The following is a 26507-nucleotide window of genomic DNA, read 5'->3' on the forward strand; positions in this document are numbered from 1 at the left end:
AACGCCGCCAGCCGGGTCCGCACCGGCGGCGAATAACAGGCACCGACACTCGCCCCTTCCCCGAAAGGAGTTGCTCACCGATGCACCCCGTGCAACCGATCGCACCGGAGGTCCCGCGGCATGCGGCACCGCATCTGCCGCTGCCCGGCCGGACCCGGCCTCCGGCGAGCCGACCGCACGCCGCGAGCGGTGCGTACAGCGCACTGGCCTCGTTCGTCACCTACGCCAAAGCATTGGAAACCTTGGACCGCAACAGGTTTCCCGAGGAGTACGCCGAGCACGCCGATCGCCTCAGGGAACTGCGACCGCTGCTGCGGGCACACGGCATCCTCGATGTCATGAAGATCAAGAACCCCGAGGTCGCCGCGCTCATCGGCGGCTGATCGGCCGATCGGCCGCTGTCGCGCGCTGGGTACCGGGCGCCCCCACCGCCCGGTACCCTCGCCAGTGTGAAAAAAGGCCAGCGCGCTCCCGGGTTCGAACTTCCCGATCAGTCCGGCACCGTCCGGTCCCTCGATTCGTTGCTGGCCGACGGGCCGTTGACCCTCTTCTTCTTTCCCGCCGCCAACACCCCGGTCTGCACCGCCGAGGCCTGTCATTTCCGTGATCTGACAAGCGAATTCGCCGCGCTCGGGGCGAGTTGCGCGGGAATCAGCACCGATTCGGTCGACACCCAGGCCGGATTCGATCGATCCCAGAGCCTCGGCTATCCGCTGCTGTCCGATCACGACGGCGCGGTGGCGGAGCGTTTCGGTGTGAAGCGATCCGGTGCGATCGGCGGCCTGCTCGGCAACTTCCTGCCGGTCAAACGCCAGACGTTCGTCATCGACACCGATCGCACCGTCCTGGCGGTGATCTCCGGGGAACTGCGCGCCAACGTGCACGCCGACGCGGCACTGGCCGCGTTGCGCGAACACCGGTCCTAGCTCGTACCGCCCGGACGTCGACGAGCCCCGTCACGCCCCCGGGACCACCTCCCGACCTCCGTCCACTGCCCTGCCCACCTCCCCTGACGCCGACCATCGCGCTCGGCGCCAGCAGCGTCGCCATGCCGGGTCAGCAGGTCCTCGACATCGCCGCCGCGCCGCTCGCGCTACTGCTACGCAAACAACAAGTGGGCACGCCCCCGCCTTCGCGCCGGAGGGTATGTCGCCACCTCCGCTCATTCACCGAATAACGCGGCGCCACCGGGCCATAACGCATAGCGTCCGTTCTCGCCACCCGAACCGGCCCCGGCGTGATAGGTGTCACGTCATACGCAACGCTGATGACCATCGAGCGAAGTCGTGGCAAACTTATTCATCGCAAGTGACGGTGAATTGAAGTTTCAATGGTCGTTAGCTTTGTCAACGATTACGTCACGGGGCTGCGAGAGAGGGCGCGAAGTGACGGAATGGCTCAATCCCACCGAGCAACGGGCCTGGCGTACCCTCGTCGCGCTGACCACCCGGTTACCCGCGGCGATGGATACCCAGCTGCAACGCGAAGCCGGTATGACGCATTTCGAATACTTCCTGATGGCACTGCTGTCGGAGGAGCCCGGGCATCGGCTGCAGCTGAATGAGCTCGCGAACAAGGCAAACGCATCGCTATCGCGCCTGTCCCATGTGGTGACCAAGCTGGAGCGGCTGGGCTGGGCCCGCCGCGAAGTGGTGCGCGGACGCCGCGGCGCGTGCGCCGTACTGACCGACGCCGGTTACGAACGGGTCCGGCACGCGACCCCGGCCTATCTGGAGGGTGTCCGGGGATTGGTCTTCGACGGGATCGACGATCGCCAGGTCGAACAGTTGCTCAGCCTCGGGGAGGCGCTGGTGCGCCAGCTCGACGAGGGTCTGGGCCGCGGTATCGGGCGGGCCGACGGAACACCCGATCCAGCCGCGTCCGAACCGGCGGCCAGCGCCTCGAACTGAGTCTCAGCGCGCGTCGGCGAGCAGCTGGTCACCGTCCCAGCAGGTATGGGTGCCGGTATGACAGGCCGCGCCCACCTGGTCGACGATCAGCAGCAGCGCGTCGCCGTCGCAGTCCAGGCGCACCTCGTGCACGTACTGGGTGTGCCCGGAGGTCTCCCCCTTGACCCAGTACTGCTGCCGGGACCGCGAGTAGTAGGTGGCCTTGCGGGTGGCCAGCGTGCGGGCCAGGGCCTCGTCGTCCATCCACGCCATCATCAGCACGTCACCGGTGCCGCGCTCCTGCGCGATGGCGGCGACCAGGCCCGCCTCGTTGCGCTTGAGCCGGGCGGCGATGGCGGGATCCAAACTCATACCCATCGTTATACCTGTTCCTGTCTGCGTCCCGGCCGTCAGCGAACGGTGATGCCCTCGGCCCGCATCGCGGATTTCACCTGCGGAATCGTCAGATCACCGAAGTGGAACACGCTCGCGGCCAGCACCGCGTCGGCGCCGGTGGCCACGGCGGGGGCGAAATGCTCGACCTGCCCGGCGCCGCCGCTGGCGATGATCGGGACCGAGACCGCGGCACGTACCGCGCTGATCATCGGCAGATCGAATCCGCCCTTGGTGCCGTCGGCATCCATCGAGTTGAGCAGGATCTCGCCGACTCCCAGTTCCGCGCCGCGGATCGCCCACTCGACCGCGTCGATTCCGGTACCGCGCTTACCGCCGTGAGTGGTCACCTCCCAACCCGAGGGGGTCGGCGACCCGGTATCGGGCACCCGGCGCGCGTCCACCGACAGCACGATGCACTGCGAACCGAATCGCTGCGACATCTCGCGCAGGATCTCCGGATTGGCGATGGCGGCGGTGTTCACCGACACCTTGTCCGCGCCCGCGCGCAGCAGCCGGTCCACATCCTCGACCGTGCGCACGCCGCCGCCGACAGTGAGCGGAATGAAGATCTGCTCGGCGGTGCGGGTCACGACATCGATCATGGTGCCGCGATCGCCGCTCGAGGCCGTGACATCGAGGAAGGTGAGCTCATCGGCACCCTGCGCGTCGTAGACAGCGGCCAGTTCCACCGGATCACCCGCATCGCGCAGGTTCTCGAAGTTCACGCCCTTGACCACCCGGCCGGCGTCGACGTCCAGGCACGGAATCACGCGTGTCGCGAGTGTCATTGCGCCCCTTCCGAATTCTCGTTGCCCTCATAGGCGCGGTCGACGGCGCTGTCGATCATGTCCAGCAGTTCCTCGTGCACACCGGGCGCGGCGGCCAGCACCGAACGCGAGGTGATCGACCATGGTTCACCGCGCAGATCGGTGACCACACCGCCCGCCGCCCGCACCAGCGCCACCCCGGCGGCGTTGTCCCACGGATGGTGACCGAACACCACCGCTCCGCCCAGCACCCCGGATGCGGTGTAGGCCAGATCGATCCCGGTGGAGCCGTGCATCCGCACCCGGCTCGACAACCGGCTGAGCGCACCCAGCAGATCGAAGCGGAACCGGCCCGGAATGCGGCCGTGCGCATCGATGTTGAACGCGCCGAAGCCGATCATCGCTTCCGCGAGCCGACCGGATTCCAACGGCGGCAACGGCTTTCCGTTGAGCAGCAGCGGACCGCCCACGGCCGCGGCGTAGCGGCGATCCAGGAGTGGCAGCCAGGTCAGCCCGAGCACCGGCTGACCGTCGTCGACCAGCGCCAGCAGCATCGCCGACAGCGGGTGGCCCGCGGAGTAGTTGAAGGTGCCGTCGATCGGATCGAGGACCCAGGCGGTACCCGAACTCAGCTCCGGCCCACCGAATTCCTCACCGTGCACCGGGATCCCGGTCCGGTCGAGCAATTCCTGCGACAGCGTGCGTTCGAGTTCGAGATCGAGCGCGGTGGCGAAATCGCCGCGTCCCTTCTGCACCGCGCTGGGTGCTCCCACGCCTTCGACGAAACGTGGTGTCGCACTGTCCAATATCTCGCTCGCCGTCGCGAGCAACGCGGCCGGGTCGAGGGCGGCGGGACTCACGTCAGCGAACCGCGGCCAGGGCCTCGGGCAGGGTGAAACGCCCGGCGTACAAGGCTTTTCCGACGATCGCGCCTTCGACGCCCTCGGGTACCAGTCCGGCGATGGCCCGCAGATCGTCGAGAGCGGAGACGCCACCGGAGGCGATCACCGGCGCATCGGTGGCCGAGCACACCTGCCGCAGGATATCCAGGTTCGGGCCCTGCAGGGTGCCGTCCTTGCTGACGTCGGTGACCACGTAGCGGGAGCAGCCGTCGCGCTCGAGGCGCTCGAGGACCTCCCACAGATCGCCGCCGTCGCTGACCCAGCCACGGCCCCGCAATCGGTATTCACCATCGATGATCCGCACATCCAGGCCGACCGCGACCCGGTCGCCGTAATCGGCGATCGCGCGAGCGCACCACTGCGGATCCTCCAGGGCCGCGGTGCCCAGGTTGACCCGGGCACAGCCGGTGGCCATCGCGGCCTTCAGCGACTCGTCGTCACGGATGCCCCCGGACAGTTCGACCTTCACATCCAGTTCACCGACCACCTCGGCGAGCAGCTCACGGTTGGATCCGCGCCCGAACGCCGCGTCCAGATCCACCAGATGCACCCACTCGGCCCCCGCCTCCTGCCAGGCCAGCGCGGCGTCCCGGGGGGCGCCGTAGCCGGTTTCGCTACCGGCCTCCCCCTGGACCAGGCGCACGGCCTCACCATTGGCGACATCGACGGCGGGTAGCAGCACAAGACTCACGCATGCAGCCTACTGGCTACCGGTTGGCGTCGCGGTGCCGGGATGGCGCATATGGGACGCCCGTCACTGCCCGCGGGACGGACCTCACACGTTTGAGCTGCAGACGGCTGGGCATTCCGAACATTGCGCGTGTCACTGTGCGCAGGAGGTCCTTGCCGGCGCTCTCCGCGTACGTACCCTGGGGCGGGGGCACGTACTGCCACTGCTGTCTAGGAAGAGGATCTGCAACCATGTCCCGGATCACGTTGCGGCCCATGGCGATCGCGTTACCCTGTGCGACGGTCGGAGCGGCGCTGGTCGTCACCCCGACCGCCGCAGCCACTCCGACCGACCCGATTCAGTTGGCAGCCTGCGATTTCGGCCGCCAGCTCACCACGTTCGACTGGGCGGGTTACGACGACTACGACCGCCGCGTACTCGACCTGTCCACCGGCGCGTTCCACGATCAGTTCAGCGCCACGGCACCCGATCGCCGCGCCCAGGCGACCTCGGGCCACACCCGCTCGGAGGCCATGTCGGTCGAATGCCGCACCGATGTCCCCGACCCCGAGCATCCACAGATCGTGGTCACGGTCGACCAGTCCACCCGAAGCGATGCGACCCTCGGCTTGCCGCGGCCGCAACGCTCGGTGATGCGGGTCTATCTCGACAACGTCGACGGCCGCTGGCTCACCGAGCGGGTCGACATGCTGCCGCCGCCGGCCTGAGCCGAGGCGCTACAGCGAGCCGACCCAGTTGCGCAGCAGCTGCGCACCGGCGTCCCCGGACTTCTCCGGATGGAACTGGGTGGCACACAGCGGCCCGTTCTCCACCGCCGCCAGGAAGGGTCCACCGTGCTCGGCCCAGATCAGCTTCGCCGGAGCGATGGTGCCGTTGTCGTCCCACTCCCATTTCTGGGCGGCGTAGGAATGCACGAAGTAGAAGCGCGTCGCGGGATCCATTCCGGCGAACAGCACACTGTCGGCGGGCGCGGTGACGGTATTCCAGCCCATATGCGGAAGTACCTGCGCGGGAAGGCGTTCCACCGTTCCCGGCCACTGGCCGCAGCCCTCGGCCTCGACGCCGAATTCGACGCCGCGCTCGAACATGATCTGCATACCGACGCAGATGCCCAGGACCGGCCGGCCACCCGCGAGCCGGGTGCCGATGATCCGCTCACCCCGTACCTCGCGCAGCCCCGCCATGCACGCGGCGAAGGCGCCGACGCCGGGCACCACCAGACCGTCGGCGTTCAGCGCGACCCGCGGATCGGCGGTGACGGTCACCTCGGCGCCGGTCCGGGCCAGGGCACGGGCGGCCGAATGCAGATTGCCGGAACCGTAGTCCAGCAACACGACCGAAGCGCTCACAACGTTCCCTTCGTGGACGGCACACCCGTGACTCGCGGGTCGGGTTCGACGGCGGCGCGCAGTGCGCGGGCGACGGCCTTGAACTCGGCCTCGGTGATGTGATGCTGATCGCGACCGTAGAGCACCCGCACATGCAGTGCGATGCGGGCGTTGAGCGCGATGGATTCGAAGACATGGCGATTGAGCACCGTCGAATAGGAGGCGCCGGGCCCCGCGCTGGGAATCACCGTGTGCAGCAGGCGTTCCGGCTCACCGTCGTGCACGCAATAGGGCCGTCCCGACACATCCACCACCGCGTGGGCCAGGGTCTCGTCCATCGGGATGTAGCAGTCGCCGAAGCGGCGGATGCCCGCCTTGTCGCCGAGTGCCTGCCCCAGGGCCTGGCCGATGACGATCGCGGTGTCCTCGACCGTGTGATGTGCCTCGATCTCGATATCGCCCTTCGCCTGCACGGTCAGGTCGAAGCTGCCGTGCTGACCGAACGCGGTCAGCATGTGGTCGTAGAACGGGACGCCGGTGCTGATGTCGGTGCGGCCGGTGCCGTCGAGGTTCAGCTCGACGACGATACTGGACTCGCGGGTGGTCCGCTCCACCCGTGCGGTTCGGTTCATACTCGCTTCCGTACTCATCGGGAGATCACCTCGGTACCCGCCAACATCGCGCTCACGCGTAGGAATTCGTCGTTCTCGGCGGCCAGTCCGATGGTGGTGCGCAGATAGCCCGCGATGCCGACGTCGCGAATCAGGACACCCTCGTCCAGATACCGCTGCCAGGTCCGCGGGGCATCGGCGAAACAGCCGAACAGCAGGAAGTTCGCGTCCGAGGGCACGACCTCGAATCCCAGCTCGCGCAACGCCGTCGCGACCCGATCCCGCTGAGCGGCGAGTTCGGCGACACTGCCCAGGGTCTCGTCGGCATGCCGCAGCGCGGCGCGGGCGGCGGCCTGGGTGACCACCGACAGGTGATACGGCAGGCGCACCAGCAACATCGCCTCGATCACCGCGGGTGCGGCGACCAGATACCCCAACCGACCACCGGCGAAGGCGAACGCCTTGCTCATGGTCCGGCTGACGACCAGCTTGGCCGGGTACCGATCGATGAGCGCCAGCGCACTGGGCACAGCGGAGAATTCGCCGTAGGCCTCGTCGACGACCACGATGCCCGGCGCGGCCTCGAGCACACGCTCGAGCCCGTCGAGGGCGATCGAATGCCCGGTGGGGTTGTTCGGACTGGTCACGAACACCACATCGGGGCGGCGGTCGGCGATGACCGACACCGCGTAGTCGATATCCAGGGAGAAGTCGGCATTGCGCTTGGCCTCGACCCATTCGGTATCGATGCCCTCGGAGATGATCGGGTGCATCGAATACGACGGTACGAAACCGAGAGCACTGCGCCCCGGCCCGCCGAAGGCCTGCAGTAGCTGCTGCAGGATCTCGTTGGAGCCGTTGGCGGCCCATACATTCGCGGTATCCACCGCGACGCCGGTCTGCCGGGTCAGGTAGGCGGCCAGATCGGCGCGCAGCGCGACCGCGTCGCGATCGGGATAGCGGTGCAGATCGGCGGCGGCGGCGCGAATGGATTCGGCGACGTCGTCGATGAGCGCCCGGCTCGGGGGATGCGGATTCTCGTTGGTGTTCAGCTGCACCGGTACGGTCAGCTGCGGCGCGCCGTAGGGGCTCTTACCCCGCAGGTTCTCCCGCAGCGGAAGATCGTCGAGCGTCGCCCCGGCGCCCGGAACCGCGGGAGCCTGCGCGCCCACCGTGGTGTCGGTCATGACAACGCCTCGAACCGCACCTGCACGGCCTGGCCGTGGGCCGGGAGATCTTCCGCGTTGGCCAGTGAGACCACGTGCCCGGCAACGTCTTTCAGCGCCACCTCGTTGTACTCCACGACGTGGATGCCACGCAGGAAGGTCTGCACGCTGAGCCCGGACGAGTGCCGGGCGCAACCGGCGGTGGGCAGAACGTGATTGGAGCCGGCGCAGTAGTCGCCGAGGCTGACCGGCGACCAGGCGCCGACGAATACCGCGCCGGCGCTGCGCACCCGGGCGGCGACCGCGGCCGCGTCGGCGGTCTGGATCTCGAGGTGTTCGGCGGCGTAGGCGTTGACCACGCGCAGCCCCTGCGCGATATCGTCGACGAGGACCACACCGGATTGCTTGCCGGACAACGCCTCCGAGACCCGGTGCCGGTGTTTGACCACCTCGAGCTGGGCGTTGATCGCGGCGTCGACCGCATCGGCGAGTGCGGCGCTGTCGGTGACCAGGACGCTGGCGGCCAGGACGTCGTGCTCGGCCTGCGAGATCAGATCGGCGGCCACATGCGCCGGATCGGCGGTGGCGTCGGCCAGGATCGCGATCTCGGTCGGGCCGGCCTCGGCATCGATGCCGACCAGGCCGCGGCACAGCCGCTTGGCCGCGGTGACGAAGATATTGCCCGGCCCGGTGATCAGGTCGACGGGGACGAGCTGGGCACCGTCGGTATCGGTGCCGCCGTAGGACAGCAGCGCGACCGCCTGGGCGCCACCGACCGCCCAGACCTCCTCGACACCGAGCAGCTTCGCCGCGGCCAGGATGGTCGGATGCGGCAGGCCGCCGAACTGTGCCTGCGGCGGCGACGCCACCACCAGCGAGTCCACCCCCGCGGCCTGGGCGGGGACCACGTTCATCACGACACTGGACGGGTACACCGCATTACCGCCGGGCACGTACAACCCGACCCGTTCGACCGGAACCCAGCGTTCGGTGACGATGCCGCCGGGCACCACCTCGGTCGTGGTGTCGGTGCGCCGCTGATCGGCGTGCACCTTGCGGGTGCGCTCGATGGCGACCTCGAGGGCCGCGCGCACCGCCGGATCCAGTTCGGCGAGGGCGCGGTCCAGTTCGGCGGCCGCGACCCGCACGGTCGCGGGGGCCACCCCGTCGAATTTCGCGCTGAACTCCTGCGCCGCCTCGACCCCGCGATCGCGGATCGCCTCGACCACGGGCCGCACCTGATGCAGCACCGAGTCCACGTCCACTCCCCCGCGCGGCAGGGCCGCGCGCAGTTCGGCAGCGGTGGGCGTGCGTCCGCGCAGATCCACGCGGGCGAGCTCGATGCGGCTTGTCATAACGGTGTGAAATCCTTGTCTGTCCGGCCGGTCTGTGCTGGTCATCACATCGAAGCGAAAGCTCCGGACCGCCTACCAGCCTATCGGGTCCGCGCCAGCCGATATTCGCCGACCGGCGCGGACCGCGACCGGACCGGGCGTTCGGATCAGACTCCGTATCGCTGCCGCAGGATCGGCACACCGTCGCCGGTGAGCTCGTCGAGGGCGATCGGGCGGCCGACCACGGCCAGGATCAGCGCCTCGGCGGGTCCGCGGACCTCCGGCCCGGCGCCCGACGACCAGTCCAGATCGGTGGCGGCGAAACGCAGCCCCCGGGTGTAGCGCCGCGGCGAGGCGAAGGGGTCGGGGTGGTCGAGAACCGCGGTCGAGCGGCTCGCGGGAATGGTGCGCGCCCGGCCGAGAGGGCGACGGATGTCCTGGTGGTGGACCAGCATGTCGGCCAGCCCCACGTGGGGCAGCAGGCGGGTGATGCGTTGCCCCGAGTTCTCGAAGCGCTGCAGCAACTGCGCGGTGGACAGCCGGCGCGTGCGCTCGACCAGATCCGCGTTGATGCGATCGGTGGCGAGCCGGCGGCTCACCGCGATGCGCGCGTATCCCAGCGGTGAGATCTCGTCGTAGAGCAGGTGTCCCACCACATCGCGCACGCGCCATCCCTCGCACAGCGACGCGGCTTCCCATTCCGCCTCGCTCAGCTCGTGCAGCAGGGCGATCAGATCGGTGCGCTCGTCGTTCAGCAACTGCCGGATACTCATGGCCCGACGCTACCGGCTCCGGCGCCGGCTCGACAGGGCCACGGCGGCCGGGCACCGGAGGATGCGGAAACCACTGCGGCACAGCTCATCGCGCGGCTGTGCGCACAAGTCAGTGAGTGTCGCTGTCGATGAGGAGGTGATTGTTGCTGCCGACGACCACCCGCAACTCGATCGACTTGGACTGACCGCCATAGGTGATGCTGGCGACCGACATGTCCACCGACCCATCGGAATTGGTGCTGCTGGCACCGCCGCGGGCACCCTCGATGGTGTTGTAGCCGGTGATCTGGTTCTGCTTCCAGTAGCCGGCGAACGCGGCCTGGCTACCGTAGACCTGCTGCGCCGCGGGGGTGAGCATGTTCCATGCGCTACTGGTGTTCTGGCCGACCAGGTCGTCGTAGAACTCCTGAATGCGCTCGGCGGCCGAGCCGACATCGGTCTTGCCGGCGCTCTTGGTCTGCCCCACCGCCGCCACATTCGGCTGTGACGACGCCGACTGCGCGCTGGCCGTCGCCGAGGCCGAACCCGCCTGCGAGCCGGAGGATTCCGTCTTCGCGCCGCCGAACATCAAATACAGCGCGGCCGCGACGATCACCAGACCGGCGGCGAATCCACCGGCGAACACCCACGGCTTGGCATTGCGGGTCGCCACCGGCTCGGCGCCGGTGATCGGATTCGACCGGGTGGGATGGGCGGCGGCGGCCGCGGGCCGCACGGGCCGCATCTCCGGCTCCGACAGCACCGCGGAACCGGCCATCATCTCCGCGGTGGAGATATCGGCCTGTGCCGCACGACGATCCAGTGTGCGGGTAGCCTGCCGGCGCGAGGCACCGCGGTGCGTGGCGAGCATGCGGGTGGACTCGGAATCGACGCCCTGATCGGCGAAGTCGGCCAGGTGATCGCGCACATCGGTCATGCTGGGCCGGTCGTCGGGCTCGAAGCTGAGCAGGTCCAGCAGCAGATCGGTCAGCGGTCCGGCATTGCGCGGCTGGCTGAGCTGACCGTTGGCCGCGGCATACAGCAGCGCCAGCGGATTCGGGTTGGTGCCGTAGGGCGGCTCCCCCTCCAGCGCGTGGAAAAGCGTTGCGCCCAGGGCGAATACGTCGGCGGCCGGGGAGGGTTCGGCGCCGCGGGCGACCTCGGGGGCGAGGTAGGCGGCGGTGCCGGAGATCAGGCCGGTCGCGGTGAGATTGACATCGCCCTTGGCCTTCGAGATACCGAAGTCGGTGATCTTCACCGTGCCGTTGTCGCCGAGCAGCACATTTCCGGGCTTGATGTCGCGATGCACGATGCCCGCGCGATGAGCGGCCACCAGCGCCGAGGCCACCTGCTCACCGATCCGCGCCACCTGCGGCAGCGGCAGTGTGCCCTGCGAGGACAGCACCACCGCCAGGCTCTGCGACGGAAGGTATTCCATGATCAGGCAGGGATCGCCCTCGTGATCGGTGATATCGAAGACCACGATCGCGTTGGGATGCTGGAACCGCGCCGCATTGCGCGCCTCACGCGAGGCGCGCTGACGCACGATCTCCTTCTCACCCGGCGGCAGACTGGGCTGGGTGAGGATCTGCTTGATCGCGACCGACCGTTCGAGTCGTTCGTCGACGGCACGCCAGACGACGCCTGTGCCGCCGCTACCAATCCGCTCGACCAGGCGGTAATGCCCTGCGATCACTTGGCCGGTTTCGATGGCACTACTCCGAGTTTCTCCGCGATCCGTGACTTACCGCGCGCGGGGTCATGTCCCGCGCGTGTTCCCGGACGAGTGTAGCGGGCGTGACGGGCCGCTTTGACGCCGGAGCGAGATCTGTGCGGAATATGTGTGACAACCATGCGATGCGTGCGAGATCACTTCGCTATTACCCCCGGACATCGTGTGACGAAGTTCACTGAAAAGCCGCGGGGGCTACTACCGATTCCGCAGGAAACGTCCGGCCGCCTCGACCGCCGGGGCCGAGCTGCCGGCGTCCCCGACGAAGACCGCCAGCGCCAGATCGCCGTCGATGCCGACGAACCAGCCGTGCGCGTGGGTGTCGTCGATGTATTCGGCCGTGCCCGTCTTGCCGAGCATGCCCGGAATGTCGGCGAGGCTGGTCGCCGTGCCGTTCGTAATCGTCTCGCGCATCATGGATTTCACCTGATCGAGCACCGGCGCGGGCACGGGCTGCGGCGTCCGATCCGCCTTGCCGGGCGATCCCGCGACGATGGTGGGCGCCGGCACGGAACCGTGGGCCACGGTCGCGGCGACCAACGCCATGCCGAACGGCGACGCCGTCACCCGGCCCTGGCCGATGCCCTCCTCGACCCGCAGCGCGGAAGTGTCTGCGGTGGGCACACTTCCGGTCACCGTGGTCATGCCGGGGCCGGTGAAATCCACACCGAGGCCGAGCTGTGCGGCCGCACGGGTCAGACCGTCGGGTGGCAGGTTCACCGCGAGCCGTCCCATGGTGGTGTTGCAGGACCGCGCGAAAGCGGTGTGCAAGGGAACGGTCCCGAGGTCGAAGTTGTTGTCGTTGGGGATCTGCCGGCCCTCGATGTTCTCGGTGCCGGGGCAGGCGACCATGGTGTCGGCGGCGACCTGCCCGGCCTGCAACGCGGCCGACACGGTGACCGTCTTGAAGGTCGAACCCGGTGGATACAGGCCGGTCAGCGCGATCGGCCCCTGCGCGTCGGCGGGCGCGTTCTGCCCCACGGCGAGAACGTCACCCGTTGACGGTCGAAGCACCACCATCGCGGCGGGAGTCGGGATCGGCGCGAGCGCGGCCTCGGCACGGCGCAGCATTGCGGTGTCGAGAGTGGTCGTGATGTCGCCGACGGGTTTCGGATCCTGTCCGCCCACCGTATGGGCGCCGTCGGTGCCCTGCGCGCGCACGGCCCAGCCTGCCGCGGCGTCGGTGCTGTGCTGCCACAGGTCGCTCACCCCGGACAGGGCCGGGGAGGTCAGTGCCTTGTCGACGGTGAGCAGCCGGGTCTGCGGTGCCAGTGTGACGTTCGGCAACGCGGCGAGCCGGTCCTGCACGGGGGCGAGATCACCGGTCCGCAACGCGATCGCCGTGACGGGCTTGCCCTGGGCCCTGTCCATGTCCTGGCGCAGGCTCGCCGCGGTGATGCTCGGATCGATCGGTCCCAGTACGGCCGCAACGGCATTCGGGTCGGCCCCGGGCGCCAGCTGGACCAGGGTAACGACCTGCTGGGTCATCAATTCCGCGCCGTCGCGGTCGAGCACCCGCGCGGCCGGTTGCGGGCCCACGGTGTCGTAGGACAGCGGCCCGGTCTCGAGGCCGGGCGCCACGGTGGCCGGATTCCACCGGATCTTCCAGTTGTCGCCGGATTCGTCGGCGGTACCGGTGGTGGCGTAGGTCCACTGATGTCCGGCCGTGCCGAAGGTCCAGGTGGTGGCGAGGCCGAACGTCGCGTGGTGGTCGGACCGGTCCACCGACCGCACGTCGACCCGCACCTTCTTGCCGAGGCTGTCGAAGAGCGCGCCCAGGATGGTCGTGGCCTGCGCCGGATCGCTGGTCACGGCGGCCGCGGCGGCCGGATCGCCGTGGCTCAACGCATCGGCGAAGGTGTGCACGCTGCGGTCGAGCCGGTCGGAGGAACTGTCTCCGGCACAGGCGGCGGCAGCGAGAATCGGGGCGGCGAGCAGGGCGAACAACTTCGATCCGGTGCGCACGCGGCCGACACTACCGCCGCGCTCCGCCGCGGTGCGGTAAACGGCGCGGGCCGCCGGTCAGCGGCGCAGCCAGTCCCCCGCCGCCAGTTTCGCCGCGTCCACGTCGCCGAGTTCGATATCGAATTCGGCCGCCAGGATCTTCGGCAGATCGGCCGGCGGCAGATCACGGCTGTGCGAGGTGCCGTCCGGATACTCGGTGATCCAGGTCGTGTTGTCGACGACGTCGTGCCGGTCCGGCCGGAACCGCTGCACATACGGCCGGGTCACGAACGGCGAGCGCGCAGACGTGGAGACGAAGTGATTGCCGACCGCGTAGTCGATGCGGTACTGCGGATTCATGGTGAAGCTGTAGCGGTCGATCCAGCCGTCGCGAGCGAAGTGGTGCAGGACCCACAACTCCGAGTCCAGGTCGCCGCGCGTGCGTTCCAGCCGGAATCGCCAATCGCCGGCGCGCACCTCCCCCGCGTCGGGATTCAGTGCGAGCGGGGCCAGTGGTCCGGAACCGAAACCGACGTCGCACAGCCACACCCGCTCGTCGTCGGCGGTGGTCACGCGCAGCAGCGCGTGCGTCGCCGGGCGAATCTCACCGCGCGCGCCCATACTCACCCGTCCGTGTAATCCGGTGACGCCGAAGCCGATCCGTTCCAGTGCGGCGGCGAACAGGCCCACGTTCTCGTAGCAGTAGCCGCCGCGGCGGGATCGGACGATCTTGTCCTGCAACGACGGAAGGTCCAGTAGCACCGGGCGTTTCAGCACCGGTTCGATGTTCTCGAACGGGATGGTGGTGGTGTGCGCGTACTGCAGCGCGCGCAGGGTGTCGAGGGTCGGCGCCGGCTCGCCGGTGAAGCCGATGCGGGCGAGATACGCCGGCAGATCCAGTGCCGCACCGTCCCAGTTCGCGACCGGGGCCGGATTTTCCGTCATGACTTCTCCTGTGTGGTCTCGGTAACCGTCGTACGCCCCCTGATCAACGACCACGTGTCTCCCATCCTTCCCACCACTGCCACCGCCCGCCGTTCACAACTCGGCGATCACCCCGTGGGCATACCGATCCCGTCCCGCGCCGGCACGCTGCGCAGGGATTCGAACTGGGAGCGCGACGATGCCGTGCCGTTCGCGGAACCGGACGACGCTGTGGACCGGGCGGCGCATTTCGTCGGTCAGCGCATCCGGAAAGGGGACCGAGCAGGCTAGGATTCGACCATGCGTTCGATCACGGTCGCTCAGCGACGCGCACGGCTGGCTCGGCGGCATCGGCTCGCTGTCGGATCCCGAGGTGCCGATCCCGCCGATATCGCCGATTCGATGGTCGCCCTGCACGCCACCGATCCCGCGACGGTGTATCTGGCGGTCTGCGCCCGCACTCGCGGCCTGTCTCCCGCGGACGTGGAGCGCGCCCTCTACGACGATCGGTCGCTGCTGCGGCTGCTGGCGATGCGCCGGACCATGTTCGTCGCGCCGGTCGAGCTGGTCCCTGTCCTGCAGGCCGCGGTAGCCGACGCGCTCGCGGTCAAGCAGCGCCGGACCTACGGGAAGTATCTGGCCCAGGCCGTCGAGGGCGATATCGACGCCTGGCTGGCCGAGGTGGCCGACGAGACCCATCGGGAACTGCTGGCCCGAGGCAGCGCGACGGGCGCGCAGCTGTCGGCCGCCGTGCCCCGGCTGCGCACCCAGGTCGACACCGCACCCGGCAAGCCGTATTCGAAACCGACCAACATCACCACCTGGGTGCTGGTCATCCTCGGGTGCGACGGGCTCATCGTGCGCGGCCGCCCCAACGGCGGATGGACCAGCAGCCAGTACACCTGGGCGCCCCGGGAGGCGTGGCTACCCGCCGATGCCGCGCCGATCGCACTCGACGCGGCGCGCGCCGAACTGGCCCGCCGCTGGCTGCGCACCTTCGGTCCGGCTCCCGTCGACGATCTGACCTGGTGGACCGGGTGGACGAAAACGAATGCGCGCAAGACACTGTCGAGTCTCGACCTCACGGAAGTCGACCTCGACGGCAGGCCCGGAGTGATCCTGTCCGACGATACCGATCCCGAACCCGAGTCCGAACCGTGGGCGGCGCTGCTGCCTGCTCTGGACCCGACTCCGATGGGCTGGCAGTCGCGCGACTGGTTCCTGGGCCCGCACGCCCCGGTTCTGTTCGACACCAACGGCAATATCGGTCCGAGTATCTGGGTCGACGGCCGCATCGTCGGCGGCTGGGCACAGCGCGCCGACGGTGAGATCGCGTGGCGGCTACTCGAAGACGTCGGCGCCGACGCCAAGGCACTGATCGATGCCGAGGTCGAACGGACCGCCGCCTGGTTCGGCGACGTCCGCGCGATTCCCCGCTTCCGCACTCCGCTGGAGCGCGAACTCACCAGCTGACCCGGCCCGGTCACTCACCACGACCGGCCGGTCCGGGCAGCGGGCGCCGCGCTGTCCTACATATCCAGGCCCAGATCCAGTACTCGCACCGAATGGGTCAGCGCGCCGACCGCGAGATAGTCGACGCCGGTGCGCGCGTAATCGGCGGCGGACTCGAGCGAGAGCCCGCCGGAGGATTCGAGTTTCGTGCGCGGCGAGCGGCTGTTGCGGCGCTGCACCGCGGACTGGGTTGCCCACAGCGGGAAGTTGTCCAGCAGCACCAGTTCCACGTCCTCGGCCAGCACGGCGTCGAGTTGATCGAGGCTGTCGACCTCGACCTCGCACTCGATCTCCGGATTCGATTCCCGGACCGCGCGCAGTGCCGCGACCACCGAACCGGCGGCGACCACGTGGTTGTCCTTGATCAGCGCGGCATCACCGAGTCCCATCCGGTGATTGACGCCGCCGCCCACCCGCACCGAATACTTCTGCAGGGCACGCAGTCCCGGCAGGGTTTTGCGGCTGTCACGGATCCGGCAGTCCGTGCCCTCGACCGCGTCGACCCAGGCGGCGGTGGCGGTGGCGATACCGGACATATGCGTGACGAGGTTGAGCATGGTGCGTTCGGCGGTCAACAGTTGCCGGGTCGGCGCGACGACGGTGAGTACCGCGTCACCGGGTGTGACCCGGGCGCCGTCGACGACACGATCGGTCACCTCGTAGTTTCCGGCGCCGATCACCTCGTCGAACACCAGCAGTCCCACGTCGATGCCCGCGACCGTGCCCGGCTGCCGCGACACCATCGCCGCCTTGACGGTCGCGTCGGCGGGAACCGTTGCGGCCGAGGTGACGTCGGGGCCGTACCGCAGATCCTCGTCGAGGGCGGTGCGGATCAGGGTGAGCAGTTCCGTACGGTCGAGTTCGGGGGCCAATGCCATCATCTACTCCTGGGGCTGTCGGGTGCTGCGAGGTCGTGGCGCGTTCATCGCGCGCTCACCACCGGCAGCGGGTTCGCGTCGGCGATCGGCTCGCTCACCACCTGGGGGCGGCCGTCGGCGCCGAGCCGGATCGCGACACTGCGTCGCAACTCCGCGCGGGGGTCGGGACAATCGGATCGGGTGTGGCAGCCACGGCTCTCCGCGCGGGCGGTCGCGGCCACCAGCAGGGCGCGCGCGGTCATGGTGAGCGCGGCGTCCTCCACCGCGCGCAGCATGCCCGCGGGCCGCTCGCCGAAGCTCGAGACATCGTGCGCCGCCGTGATGTCCGCGGAATCCGGGGCACCGCTGTCCGCCGCGGGACCGTCTACGAGCGCTGCGCCGGTGTGCCGCACGGCGTCGCCGGTGCCGGACGCGGCCGCACGAGGCTCGCCGTCGCTCATCAGATGCAGGACGCGCAGCATGGCACCTCGCAGCCCGTCACCGTCGCGCACCACCGAGGCGTGTGCGGACATCAACTGCTGCAGCGCGGTTCGGTCGACCCTGGTCAGCCGCGCCGCCGGCACCTCGGTGACCCGGGCGCCGGTGCCGAGCCGTTCGGCGGCCGCGGCGCCCGCGCGTTCCCCGACCACGAGACCTTCCAGCAAACTGTTGGAAGCCAGCCGGTTGCCGCCGTGCAGGCCGGTCCGCGCCACCTCACCGGCGGCGTACAGCCCGGGGACCGCCGTGCGACCGGAGGTATCGGTCACGATGCCACCGCATTGGAAGTGCGCGGCCGGAGCGACCGGGATCAGATCGGTGCGCGGATCCAGGCCGACCGCGCGGCACGAGGTGGTGATCGTCGGAAACCGCTGGGGGAAACCGTCGATCGAGCGCGCGTCGAGATAGACGTGATCGGTGCCGAGTTCGCCCATCCGGGCCGCGATGGCCTTGGACACGATGTCTCGCGGTGCGAGATCACCGCGGGGATCGACACCGGCGGTCACCGAATCACCCGCGGTGTCGACGAGGACGGCGCCCTCACCGCGCACCGCCTCGCTGATCAGCGGCCGCCGCCCCAGCCCACCGGCGCTGAACAGCACCGTGGGGTGGAACTGCACGAACTCCAGGTCCGCGACCAGGGCCCCGGCCCGCAAGGCCAGCGCGATCCCGTCGGCGGTGGCGCCGGGCGGATTGGTGCTGCAGGCGTAGAGCTGTCCGAGCCCGCCGGTGGCCAGCAGGACCGCGGGTGTGTGGACGATGCCGAAGCCCTTGTCCGACACCACGATCACGCCCTCGACCCCGTCGGGCCCGGTGACGATATCGAGGGCCGCGGTCCCGAACAGGACCGGAAGTCCGGCGGCGTTCAACGCGCGCTGCACCTCGGCGCCGGTGGCATCGCCGCCGGCGTGGATGATACGGCGGGTGCTGTGCCCACCCTCGCGGGTGCGCGAGACCCGGCCGTCGCGGCCCAGATCGAAGACCGCGCCCAGATCGGTCAGCGCCGCCACCGCATCCGCACCACCGGCCACGATCGAGCGCACCGCATCCGGATCACACAGTCCCGCACCGGCATTGATCGTGTCGTCGACATGCGAGTCGACCGTATCCCCCTCCGGTGCGACCACCGCGATCCCGCCCTGCGCGTATTGAGTGGACGTATCGGTCGGGCCACCCTTGCTCAGGGTCAGGACCCGCAACCCCCGCAGTGAGGCGGTGCGGGCCGCGGTCAATCCCGCGACTCCACCACCGATCACCACCAGATCAGCGTCGGCTTCCCAGCCGATCGAAGGCGTCGACATCATCGTTCGAACCTCTCCGCCTCGTTCTGAGGCGAGTTCCGGTGCTATTCGCCGCCGCCGGGATTGCCGATGGCGATCATCCGCTGCACCGAATGACGTGCCAGCGCCGCGGTTTCCGGATCGACATGCACCTCGTCGAGGTTCTCGGTCAGGCAGCGCAGCAGAGCCGCCGGGGTGATCATCTTCATGTACTTGCACGCGGCGCGGTCGTTGACGGCCTGGAAGTCGATACCGGGCGCGGCCTTGCGCAACTGGTGCAGCATGCCGACTTCGGTGGCGACGAGTACCTGAGTGGATTTCGCGGCCTTGGCGGCGTCGATCATGCCGCCGGTGGACAGGATGTGCACCCGATCGGCCGGGAACGCGCCCTCACCCGCGAGGTACAGCGCCGAGGTCGCACAACCGCATTCGGGGTGGACGAACAGCTCGGCATCGGGATGGGTGCGGGCCTGCTCGGTCAGCTCGTCACCGTTGATGCCGGCGTGCACATGGCATTCACCGGCCCAGATGTGCATGTTCTCCCGCCCGGTGACCCGCTTGACGTGGGCGCCGAGGAACTGGTCGGGCAGGAACAGCACCTCGCGGTCGGGATCGATCGAGGCGACCACGTCGACGGCGTTGGACGACGTGCAGCAGATGTCGGTGAGCGCCTTCACCGCGGCGGTGGTGTTCACATAGGACACCACGACGGCACCGGGGTGCTCGGCCTTCCACGCGCTCAGTTCGCCGGCGGTGATGGAGTCGGCGAGTGAGCAGCCCGCCCGCTGGTCCGGAATCAGCACGGTCTTGTCCGGGCTGAGGATCTTGGCGGTCTCGGCCATGAAGTGCACACCGCAGAACACGATGGTGTCCTCGGGCGCTTCGGCCGCGATCCGCGACAGGGCCAGCGAGTCACCCACGTGATCGGCGACGTCCTGGATCTCGGGTAGCTCGTAGTTGTGCGCCAGGATCGTGGCATTGCGCTCGCGGGCGAGCCGCTTGATCTCGTGCGCCCACTCGGGCGTGGGATCGACGCCGCCGAATCCGGCCGGGCCGTCGATGACCTGCGCTGCGAATGCCGTCGTCGTCGGACTCGTTGACGCCATGGCATGGCTCCTTCCTCATGCGCCCGGCATCCGCGCCGGACACATCACCCCGGGCCGATTCGCTTCAACCCGGTTTTCGACTTACAATCGAAAACGTGGCCCATAGTAGCACCATTCACGAATCGCTCACCGCGGTGTTCCAGGTTCGTCGCTTCTTGGACACTGTTACCGCAGGTCCGGGCGGCGGCGACGGGAACAGGGTGGTGATCAGCGAACCGATCGACCCGCAGGCGCCGCGCGCGAACGCCGGCTCCCGCACCGAGCTCGGGGTCCTGTTGTGGCAGCGCGCGATGGAGCCGCAGACCGGGACGTGGTCACTACCGGGCGGGCGATTGCGCGACGACGAGGATCTCGACACCTCGGCCCGCCGTCAGCTCGCGGAGAAGGTCGATGTGCGCGAACTGTGGCATATCGAGCAGCTGTCGGTGTTCAGTGATCCGCGCCGGGTGCCGGGCGTGCGCCGCATCGCCTCGGCCTACCTGGGGCTGGTGCCGCTGACCGCGGATCCGCAACTGCCCGCCGACACCCGCTGGCATCCGGTCTCGGCCCTACCCAACATGTCCTTCGACCACGGCACCGTCGTCCATCACGCCCGTACCCGGCTGGCCGCGAAGCTGTCCTACACCAATATCGCCTTCGCGCTGGCGCCCTCGACCTTCACCATGTCCACGCTGCGAGAGATCTATTGCACCGCACTGGGTTACGACGTGGACACCACGAATCTGCAACGAGTGTTGAGCCGCCGCAAGGTGATCACGCCGACCGGGGAGACCGCCGCGCCGGGCAAATCGGGTGGGCGGCCCGCGGCGGTCTATCGGTTCACCGACGACGAGATCCGGGTGACCGACGAGTTCGCGGCGCTGCGGCCCCCGGGGTGAGCGGCGTGCACGGCGTTCGAGGAGGCGTGGTGGGTGCGCGATGACCTCCCCGCTGCGTGAGCGGGCCGCGCGTGGCCGGTACCCGGGACGGGCGGACGCCTGTGGTCCGCGCACGGTAGCGTCGGCGGAATGGAATCGCTCATGCACCGGATTCTCGATATCGCGCCGGTGTGGATCTACCTGACGGTCGGTCTGCTCGTTTTCGCCGAGGACGCGATTTTCGTCGGCTTCGTGATTCCGGGCGAGACGGCGGCCGTCCTCGGCGGTGTCGCGGCCAGCCAGGGACACGTGCTGCTGTGGGCGATGATCCTGTTGGTAGTGGCCGCCGCGATCATCGGCGACTCGGTGGGCTACGAGGTGGGCAAACATTTCGGCAGCCGCCTGCTCGCCGCCTCCTACCTGGACAAGCACCGCGGCCGCCTGGACAAGGCACAGGAATTCCTGGCTCGACGCGGCGGCTGGGCGGTCTTCCTCGGCCGCTTCACCGCCTTCTTCCGCGCGGTGATGCCGGCCCTGGTGGGCGCCTCCCGCATGCCCTACCCGAAGTTCCTCTCGTTCAACGCCGTCGGCGGCATCGTCTGGGGTACGACCTTCGTGGTGCTCGGCTACGTCGCGGGCAACTCCTACGAGAAGGTGGCCAAGACGGTCGGCCGCGATATGGCGATCGTGGTAGTGGTGATCGTGGTGCTGGCGTTGATCGTCTGGAAGGTCCGCGAGCGCCGCCAGGACAAGATGCTCGAATCCGAATACCACGCCACCCACGACGGCCGCTGAGCTCTCACTCCCGGACCGCCGCGCTCACCACCGGCGGTCCCGGTGTTTGACCGTGCGCCGATAGCCGCGCTTGTTCACGATCGGCTGCGCCGCCGACGATCTGCGCAATTCGTGCCGTCGCCGCCAAGCGGTGAGATCGGCCCGCTCCGCGGTGTCGGCGCCGTCGTTCCGAGTCGCTGGGTTCGCCATGGTGATACCTCCTCCCCCACTCGGTGAACCTCCGCGCCGGACAGTAGCGTCCCGGCGGCCCGGACCACCACCGAATTACGGGGCGGTCCGGGCCCGGGAAGCTTTCCGTCGGGTGGAAACCGACCCGACCCGGCGCCGAGGCGATACGCCTACCCGACTCACCCCGTCCGACCGCGGGTGTCGCGGTGACGGACGACCCACACGAGACGACCGCCACATCGCGCGGACGCGGCGGCCGGCAACGGTATTCGATGTCCGGGCGTCAGTGCGTGGAATCGACGCCTTGGTAGTGGCCGTTCGCGGGACGCCCGGACGGCCAGGTGTACGGGCCGTAGGACACATCGGAGAGGGAACCACGCGGATGGCCCGCCGGGCGCGACCGTCCGCTGCCCAGATCCTCGGAGGTACTCAGGGCCGACAGCACCAGCACGACCAGGCACGCCACCAACGGCTGCAGCAGCAGCACGCACCAGCCGTCGACGGTGGGCGCCATCTCGACGATGGTGTGCACCGGCGGATTGTGTGAGCGCGGATGGATCCAGCGTGCGGCCTGTTCGCCGAACCAGGACATGACCCACGCGCCCGCCAGTGATCCGATCAGCAGTCCGGCGAGCATCAGCGGTCCGCGCACCGCCCGCCAGCGCCAGACCCCGGCCGCGCTCAGCAAACCCGCCACGATCGCCACGCAGGCGAAGATCGCCACCGCGTCGAACCGATGGGTGCTCTCGCCGGTCAGTGCCGCTCCGCTGCCGGGCTCGACGACCAGGACTTTCTCGGTGGGTGCGAGCATGCCCCACACCCCGCCACCGACGACGCTGACCACCAGCACCACCACCACGATCCACAGCGCGGCACGCAGGTCGCGGCCCACCGGCGTGGGCGCGGCGGGGCGAGAGGCCATCAGCGATGGTCCAGGCTGTGGGAATCGATCACGCCGTGCCGGGAGCATTTCGCCCACCAGCCGTCCGGGCTCACCTGCACGATCATCCGGCGGCCGCACGCCTCGCAGAAGCGCGGGGGCTCCAGCCCCAGCGCGGCGGCCGCGGGTACCGGATCGTCGAGGCCGACGACGATCCGCTTCCCCGTGTACGGGTTGTAGCGCTCTTGCATATCAGGTTGTGGCATCTGGACCACCATTCGCGAAACCCCTTATGAAGTGCAGCTCTCCAGCTGCTCGACAATACCCGAAAGGCCGCGGGGGCCGTGGATCAGAGGGTCTCGTTGAGGGCCTTGATCGGCATCTTCAGATCGGTCAGCAGATCCAGGTCCGCCTCGGCGGGACGGCCGAGGGTGGTCAGGTAGTTGCCGACGATGACGGCGTTGATACCGCCGAGGATGCCCTGCTTGGCGCCGAGGTCGCCCAGGGTGATCTCGCGGCCGCCGGCGAAGCGCAGGATGGTGCGCGGCAGTGCGAGGCGGAAGGCGGCCACGGCGCGCAGCGCATCGGCCGCGGGCAGCACCTCGAGGTCACCGAACGGGGTGCCCGGGCGCGGGTTGAGGAAGTTCAGCGGAACCTCGTCGGGCTCCAATTCGGCCAGGTTGGCGGCGAATTCGGCCCGCTGCTCCAGAGTTTCACCCATACCGAGGATGCCGCCGCAGCACACCTCCATCCCCGCCTCGCGCACCATGCGCAGGGTGTCCCAGCGCTCCTCCCAGGTGTGGGTGGTGACCACGTTCGGGAAGTGCGAGCGCGAGGTCTCGAGGTTGTGGTTGTAGCGGTGCACGCCCATGGCGGCGAGCTGATCGACCTGTTCCTGGTTCAGCATGCCCAGCGAGCAGGCGACCTGGATGTCGACCTCGTTGCGGATGGCCTCGACGCCGGCGGCGACCTGGGCCATCAGGCGCTCGTCCGGGCCGCGCACGGCGGCGACGATGCAGAATTCGGTGGCGCCGGTCTTGGCGGTCTGCTTCGCGGCCTCGACCAGGCTCGGGATGTCGAGCCAGGCGGCGCGCACCGGCGACTGGAACAGACCCGACTGCGAGCAGAAGTGGCAGTCCTCGGGGCAGCCGCCGGTCTTGAGCGAGATGATGCCCTCGACCTCGACCTCCGGGCCACACCACTTCATCCGCACCTCGTGGGCGAGCTCCAGCAGCGCTTCGAGCTGATCGTCGCCCAGGCGCAGCACCTCGAGGGTCTGCTCCTGGGTGAGCCCGACGCCTCGCTCGAGCACCTGCTCGCGGGCGGTGGCCAGAATGTCGGTCTTCACGGGTGCCTGCGTCACAGCACGAATCCCTTCCTCCGGCCTGGGTGGCCGTGTCATTTGCGGCACGGACTCGGCCCTACGTGGTTACGCGGGCTGCCGCCTTCGAGCCTGACGCCCGTGCCGTGCAACTTGAACGGTGTTCAGGCTAGGGTAGCGGCATCCAGTGAGTCAAAACACGAAGGGGTAGTCAGTGCAACTGCATCGGGCCGATGTGATCGACGGCGCTATCGCGATCCTCGACCAGTACGGGCTCGCCGATCTGACCATGCGCCGGCTGGCCACCGCCCTGCACGTCCAGCCCGGCGCCCTCTACTGGCACTTCCCCAACAAGCAGGCGCTGCTGGGCGCGGTGGCCGACCGCATCCTGACCCCGATGGAGGAACCGGTCGCCGCGACGGACTGGGCGGGGCAGATCGATGAGCTGGCGCATCGGCTGCGCTCCTGCCTGCTCGCCTATCGCGACGGAGCGGAGGTGGTCTCGGCCACCTATGCGTCCAGGCTCACCACCAGCAAGGGCCGGGAACGCTTGGCCGGCGCCATGATTCGCGGCGGGATGACCCGCGAGGAAGCCGATCTGGCCGCCTACACCATGCTCTACTACGTCCTCGGCGAGACGGTCGACGAGCAGTCACGCATGCAGATGGACTCCGCCGGAGCGCTCGCGGAGGAGGATTCCCCGCTCTACGAGAACACCTCCGCCACCGAGCGATTCGACTTCGGCCTGCAGCTGTTCGTGGGCGGTGTGCTGCACCTGCTCGGCACCCGGGTGCGATAACCGGACAAATCAGACGGTAGTATCCGGACTCGTCATCCCTGGCGGTGCGGGAATCCGGTGTGAATCCGGAACGGTCGCGCCACCGTGACCGCGGCGCGCCGCGGGAGTCGGACCTCGTTCGCCGGGCACTGCTCTGAAGAGGTCGCGTCATGCCTGTGGAGTTCCGGCGATGATTCGCGTCCGGACATCGATCGTCGTGCCCGTCACCGCCGCGCTGCTGCTGGCGGCGATGGTCGTGGCGACCGCCTGCGGGGCCGAACCGTTGCCCATCCCGGCGGTGCTGGACGTGCTGCGCGGCCGTCTCGCTGGATCCGGCGCCCTCGATTCCACTTTCGACACCATCGTGTGGCAGTTGCGCGTCCCCCGCACGATCCTGGCCGCGGTGGTCGGCGCCGGGCTGGCGCTGGCGGGCGCGGCGATGCAGACGCTGGTGCGTAATCCGCTGGCCGATCCCTACCTGCTCGGGGTGTCCTCGGGTGCGGGAGTGGGCGCCGCGGCGGTGATCACCTCCGGATTCTTCGCCGGCGCGGGAATCTGGGCCCTGTCCGGCGGTGCGCTGATCGGCGCGCTGGCCGCCGCGGCCACGGTCTTCGCGATCACGGTCGCGCAGGGCGGGCTCACACCGCTGCGGCTGGTACTGACCGGAACCGTTCTCGGATCCGCGTTCTCGGCCATGAGCAGCTATCTCATCTTCCGCAGCGCGGACCCGAAAGCGGCGCAGTCGGTGCTGTTCTGGTTGCTCGGCAGCCTCGCCGGGGCCGATTGGACGCGGATCGCGGTGCCCGCCACCGCGGTCGCGATCGCGGCGACGGCGCTGCTGATCGTGCACGGCTGGCTCGACGCGCTCGCGGTCGGTGCCGATACCGCGGCATCGGTGGGAGTTCCGGTGCGGGCGTTGCGCTATGGGCTCTTCCTCGGATTGGCGGTGCTGGTCGGAGTGCTGGTGGCGGTATCGGGCGGGATCGGATTCGTCGGGCTGGTGGTTCCGCACGCGGCCCGGATGCTGGTGGGGCCGACGCATCGCCGGCTGGTGCCGGTCAGCGCGCTGTTCGGGGCGTTGTTCCTGGTCGTCGCCGATGCGGCGGCGCGAGTACTGGTGCGGCCCACCGAAATTCCGGTCGGCGTGCTGACCGGGCTGATCGGCGCCCCGGTGTTCTTGATGCTGATGGGACGGCGACGCTATCGGTTCGGGGCGTCGTGACGGCCGCCGCGGCGCTCGAGGTCCGGGAGCTCACCTGTGGCCCGCGCGGGCGAACCGTCGTGCGCGGCGTCGATTTCCGCGCCGAACCCGGCGAGGTCATCGGCCTCGTCGGCCCCAACGGCGCGGGTAAGACCACTCTGCTGCGGACCATCGCGGGCCTGCTGCGTCCACGCCACGGGGTGGTCCGGTGTGACGGTGCGGATCTGCACGCGATGTCGCCGCGCCGCCGGGCACGGACCGTGGCGGTCGTCGGGCAGGACGAGCTACCGCCGGCGGATCTGTGCGCCGGTGATGTGGTCGCGCTGGGTCGTACCCCCTATCTGCCGCCGTGGGGTGCGGGCAGCCCGGCGGAAAGACAGGCGGTCGCCGACGCGTTGCGGTCCGTCGACCTCGACGGCTTCGCCGACCGCCCGGTGCTGCGCATGTCGGGCGGGGAACGCCAGCGGGTGTTGCTGGCCCGCGCCGTGGCCCAGTCGAGTCCGTTGCTGCTGCTCGACGAGCCGACCAACCATCTCGACATCACCCATCGGCTCGCGCTGCTCGAGCTGGTCCGGGGCCTGGGCCGCACCGTCGTCGTCGCACTGCACGATCTGTCGCTCGCCGACCGGTACTGCGATCGCGTGCTGGTCGTGCACGGCGGGCGCGCGAGCGCACTGCGCGCACCGCGAACCGCGCTGAGTGCCGAGGTACTCGCGGAGGTCTTCGGGGTGCGCGCCGCCCGCGTACCGCATCCGGACACGGGCGCGATCCACCTACTGCTCGAACCGAATTCGCCCCGGTCGTGACCACCGATCGGT

General features: G+C 69.3%; 29 protein-coding genes. 10 read left to right on the forward strand and 19 right to left on the reverse strand.

Translation table 11 applies throughout. The features are described from left to right. The first annotated feature begins 80 nt into the window (after window positions 1-80). The 3 genes from LKD76_RS20470 to LKD76_RS20480 all read left to right on the forward strand — a co-directional run bounded on the left by LKD76_RS20470 (window position 81) and on the right by LKD76_RS20480 (window position 1910). Window positions 81-383 carry a hypothetical protein gene (locus LKD76_RS20470; RefSeq protein ID WP_227982925.1) on the forward strand — a complete coding sequence of 101 codons (303 nt, stop codon included), beginning with the start codon at window positions 81-83 and terminating at the stop codon, window positions 381-383. Window positions 384-449: 66 nt separating this feature from the next. Next, the gene (locus tag LKD76_RS20475; RefSeq protein ID WP_227982926.1) at window positions 450-926 is read left to right on the forward strand and encodes a peroxiredoxin; all 477 of its coding nucleotides are present in this window, start codon (window positions 450-452) and stop codon (window positions 924-926) included. A 459-nt stretch (window positions 927-1385) separates the two neighbouring features. Continuing rightward, window positions 1386-1910: a MarR family winged helix-turn-helix transcriptional regulator gene (locus LKD76_RS20480; protein WP_227982927.1), complete on the forward strand. Its 525-nt coding sequence runs from the start codon at window positions 1386-1388 to the stop codon at window positions 1908-1910. Window positions 1911-1913: 3 nt separating this feature from the next. On the opposite strand, the gene hisI is transcribed toward LKD76_RS20480, so the two are convergent. From hisI to priA, 4 genes are read right to left on the reverse strand one after another with little or no spacing between them, the layout of a single operon-like run. Continuing rightward, the gene (gene hisI / locus LKD76_RS20485; protein WP_227982928.1) at window positions 1914-2261 is read right to left on the reverse strand and encodes a phosphoribosyl-AMP cyclohydrolase; all 348 of its coding nucleotides are present in this window, start codon (window positions 2259-2261) and stop codon (window positions 1914-1916) included. A 38-nt stretch (window positions 2262-2299) separates the two neighbouring features. Further along, entirely contained in the window at window positions 2300-3073 is a 774-nt protein-coding gene (hisF, locus tag LKD76_RS20490) for an imidazole glycerol phosphate synthase subunit HisF (protein ID WP_227982929.1), read from the reverse strand. Next, entirely contained in the window at window positions 3070-3912 is an 843-nt protein-coding gene (locus tag LKD76_RS20495; RefSeq protein ID WP_227982930.1) for an inositol monophosphatase family protein, read from the reverse strand. The genes hisF and LKD76_RS20495 overlap by 4 nt, the downstream gene beginning before the upstream one ends. Window position 3913: 1 nt before the next feature. Continuing rightward, window positions 3914-4645: a bifunctional 1-(5-phosphoribosyl)-5-((5-phosphoribosylamino)methylideneamino)imidazole-4-carboxamide isomerase/phosphoribosylanthranilate isomerase PriA gene (priA, locus tag LKD76_RS20500; protein WP_227982931.1), complete on the reverse strand. Its 732-nt coding sequence runs from the start codon at window positions 4643-4645 to the stop codon at window positions 3914-3916. 230 nt (window positions 4646-4875) lie between these two features. Between priA and LKD76_RS20505 the strand changes: the two genes are divergently transcribed. Then, window positions 4876-5352: a hypothetical protein gene (locus LKD76_RS20505; protein ID WP_227982932.1), complete on the forward strand. Its 477-nt coding sequence runs from the start codon at window positions 4876-4878 to the stop codon at window positions 5350-5352. 9 nt (window positions 5353-5361) lie between these two features. Here the strand turns inward: LKD76_RS20505 and hisH are convergent, their stop codons facing one another. The 8 genes from hisH to LKD76_RS20545 form a co-directional block, all read right to left on the reverse strand. Then, a complete protein-coding gene (gene hisH, locus LKD76_RS20510) occupies window positions 5362-5994 on the reverse strand; it encodes an imidazole glycerol phosphate synthase subunit HisH (RefSeq protein WP_227982933.1) in 633 nt (210 codons plus the stop codon). Further along, window positions 5991-6605, reverse strand: a complete 615-nt coding sequence (gene hisB / locus LKD76_RS20515) for an imidazoleglycerol-phosphate dehydratase HisB (RefSeq protein ID WP_372465892.1) — start codon at window positions 6603-6605, stop codon at window positions 5991-5993. The genes hisH and hisB overlap by 4 nt, the downstream gene beginning before the upstream one ends. Window positions 6606-6619: 14 nt before the next feature. Further along, a complete protein-coding gene (locus LKD76_RS20520; RefSeq protein WP_227982935.1) occupies window positions 6620-7771 on the reverse strand; it encodes a histidinol-phosphate transaminase in 1152 nt (383 codons plus the stop codon). Beyond that, entirely contained in the window at window positions 7768-9105 is a 1338-nt protein-coding gene (gene hisD, locus LKD76_RS20525; protein WP_227982936.1) for a histidinol dehydrogenase, read from the reverse strand. Before hisD ends, LKD76_RS20520 begins: the two co-directional genes overlap by 4 nt. Window positions 9106-9251: 146 nt before the next feature. Next, complete coding sequence (locus LKD76_RS20530) at window positions 9252-9857, reverse strand: maleylpyruvate isomerase family mycothiol-dependent enzyme (RefSeq protein ID WP_227982937.1); 606 nt, start codon at window positions 9855-9857, stop codon at window positions 9252-9254. 109 nt (window positions 9858-9966) lie between these two features. Then, complete coding sequence (locus LKD76_RS20535; protein ID WP_227982938.1) at window positions 9967-11532, reverse strand: serine/threonine-protein kinase; 1566 nt, start codon at window positions 11530-11532, stop codon at window positions 9967-9969. Between the two features lie 234 nt (window positions 11533-11766). After that, window positions 11767-13533, reverse strand: coding sequence for a penicillin-binding transpeptidase domain-containing protein (locus LKD76_RS20540; RefSeq protein ID WP_227982939.1), 1767 nt, complete (start codon window positions 13531-13533; stop codon window positions 11767-11769). A gap of 57 nt (window positions 13534-13590) precedes the next feature. Next, the gene (locus tag LKD76_RS20545) at window positions 13591-14457 is read right to left on the reverse strand and encodes an arylamine N-acetyltransferase family protein (RefSeq protein WP_227982940.1); all 867 of its coding nucleotides are present in this window, start codon (window positions 14455-14457) and stop codon (window positions 13591-13593) included. Window positions 14458-14736: 279 nt separating this feature from the next. On the opposite strand from LKD76_RS20545, the gene LKD76_RS20550 reads away from it, so the two are divergent. Beyond that, entirely contained in the window at window positions 14737-15909 is a 1173-nt protein-coding gene (locus LKD76_RS20550; RefSeq protein ID WP_227982941.1) for a winged helix DNA-binding domain-containing protein, read from the forward strand. 56 nt (window positions 15910-15965) lie between these two features. On the opposite strand, the gene nadC is transcribed toward LKD76_RS20550, so the two are convergent. From nadC to nadA, 3 genes are read right to left on the reverse strand one after another with little or no spacing between them, the layout of a single operon-like run. Beyond that, the gene (nadC, locus tag LKD76_RS20555; protein ID WP_227985332.1) at window positions 15966-16826 is read right to left on the reverse strand and encodes a carboxylating nicotinate-nucleotide diphosphorylase; all 861 of its coding nucleotides are present in this window, start codon (window positions 16824-16826) and stop codon (window positions 15966-15968) included. A gap of 44 nt (window positions 16827-16870) precedes the next feature. Further along, entirely contained in the window at window positions 16871-18604 is a 1734-nt protein-coding gene (locus tag LKD76_RS20560; protein WP_227985333.1) for an L-aspartate oxidase, read from the reverse strand. A 44-nt stretch (window positions 18605-18648) separates the two neighbouring features. Further along, complete coding sequence (gene nadA, locus LKD76_RS20565) at window positions 18649-19689, reverse strand: quinolinate synthase NadA (protein WP_227982942.1); 1041 nt, start codon at window positions 19687-19689, stop codon at window positions 18649-18651. 200 nt (window positions 19690-19889) lie between these two features. On the opposite strand from nadA, the gene LKD76_RS20570 reads away from it, so the two are divergent. Together LKD76_RS20570 and LKD76_RS20575 are read left to right on the forward strand one after the other, a co-directional pair. Beyond that, on the forward strand, window positions 19890-20567 hold the full coding sequence (locus LKD76_RS20570; RefSeq protein WP_372466000.1) for an NUDIX hydrolase: 678 nt from the start codon (window positions 19890-19892) through the stop codon (window positions 20565-20567). Window positions 20568-20696: 129 nt separating this feature from the next. Then, window positions 20697-21341 (forward strand): DedA family protein, encoded by a 645-nt coding sequence (locus LKD76_RS20575; RefSeq protein ID WP_227982943.1) that lies wholly within the window; start codon window positions 20697-20699, stop codon window positions 21339-21341. Window positions 21342-21365: 24 nt separating this feature from the next. Here the strand turns inward: LKD76_RS20575 and LKD76_RS20580 are convergent, their stop codons facing one another. The 4 genes from LKD76_RS20580 to bioB all read right to left on the reverse strand — a co-directional run bounded on the left by LKD76_RS20580 (window position 21366) and on the right by bioB (window position 23752). Further along, entirely contained in the window at window positions 21366-21530 is a 165-nt protein-coding gene (locus LKD76_RS20580) for a hypothetical protein (RefSeq protein ID WP_227982944.1), read from the reverse strand. A gap of 262 nt (window positions 21531-21792) precedes the next feature. Further along, a complete protein-coding gene (locus LKD76_RS20585) occupies window positions 21793-22431 on the reverse strand; it encodes a DUF2567 domain-containing protein (RefSeq protein ID WP_227982945.1) in 639 nt (212 codons plus the stop codon). Beyond that, entirely contained in the window at window positions 22431-22655 is a 225-nt protein-coding gene (gene bsaP / locus LKD76_RS20590; RefSeq protein ID WP_227982946.1) for a biotin synthase auxiliary protein BsaP, read from the reverse strand. Before bsaP ends, LKD76_RS20585 begins: the two co-directional genes overlap by 1 nt. 83 nt (window positions 22656-22738) lie before the next feature. Beyond that, complete coding sequence (gene bioB, locus LKD76_RS20595; RefSeq protein WP_030514661.1) at window positions 22739-23752, reverse strand: biotin synthase BioB; 1014 nt, start codon at window positions 23750-23752, stop codon at window positions 22739-22741. A gap of 172 nt (window positions 23753-23924) precedes the next feature. Here bioB and LKD76_RS20600 point away from each other — a divergent pair, with 172 nt between their 5' ends. From LKD76_RS20600 to LKD76_RS20610, 3 genes are all read left to right on the forward strand, one after another. Then, window positions 23925-24509 carry a TetR family transcriptional regulator gene (locus LKD76_RS20600; protein WP_227982947.1) on the forward strand — a complete coding sequence of 195 codons (585 nt, stop codon included), beginning with the start codon at window positions 23925-23927 and terminating at the stop codon, window positions 24507-24509. Between the two features lie 169 nt (window positions 24510-24678). Next, a complete protein-coding gene (locus LKD76_RS20605; protein ID WP_227982948.1) occupies window positions 24679-25710 on the forward strand; it encodes a FecCD family ABC transporter permease in 1032 nt (343 codons plus the stop codon). Next, window positions 25707-26495, forward strand: a complete 789-nt coding sequence (locus LKD76_RS20610) for an ABC transporter ATP-binding protein (RefSeq protein WP_227982949.1) — start codon at window positions 25707-25709, stop codon at window positions 26493-26495. Before LKD76_RS20605 ends, LKD76_RS20610 begins: the two co-directional genes overlap by 4 nt. Window positions 26496-26507: the final 12 nt, after the last annotated feature.

Source organism: Nocardia spumae, assembly GCF_020733635.1.
GTDB lineage: Bacteria > Actinomycetota > Actinomycetes > Mycobacteriales > Mycobacteriaceae > Nocardia > Nocardia spumae.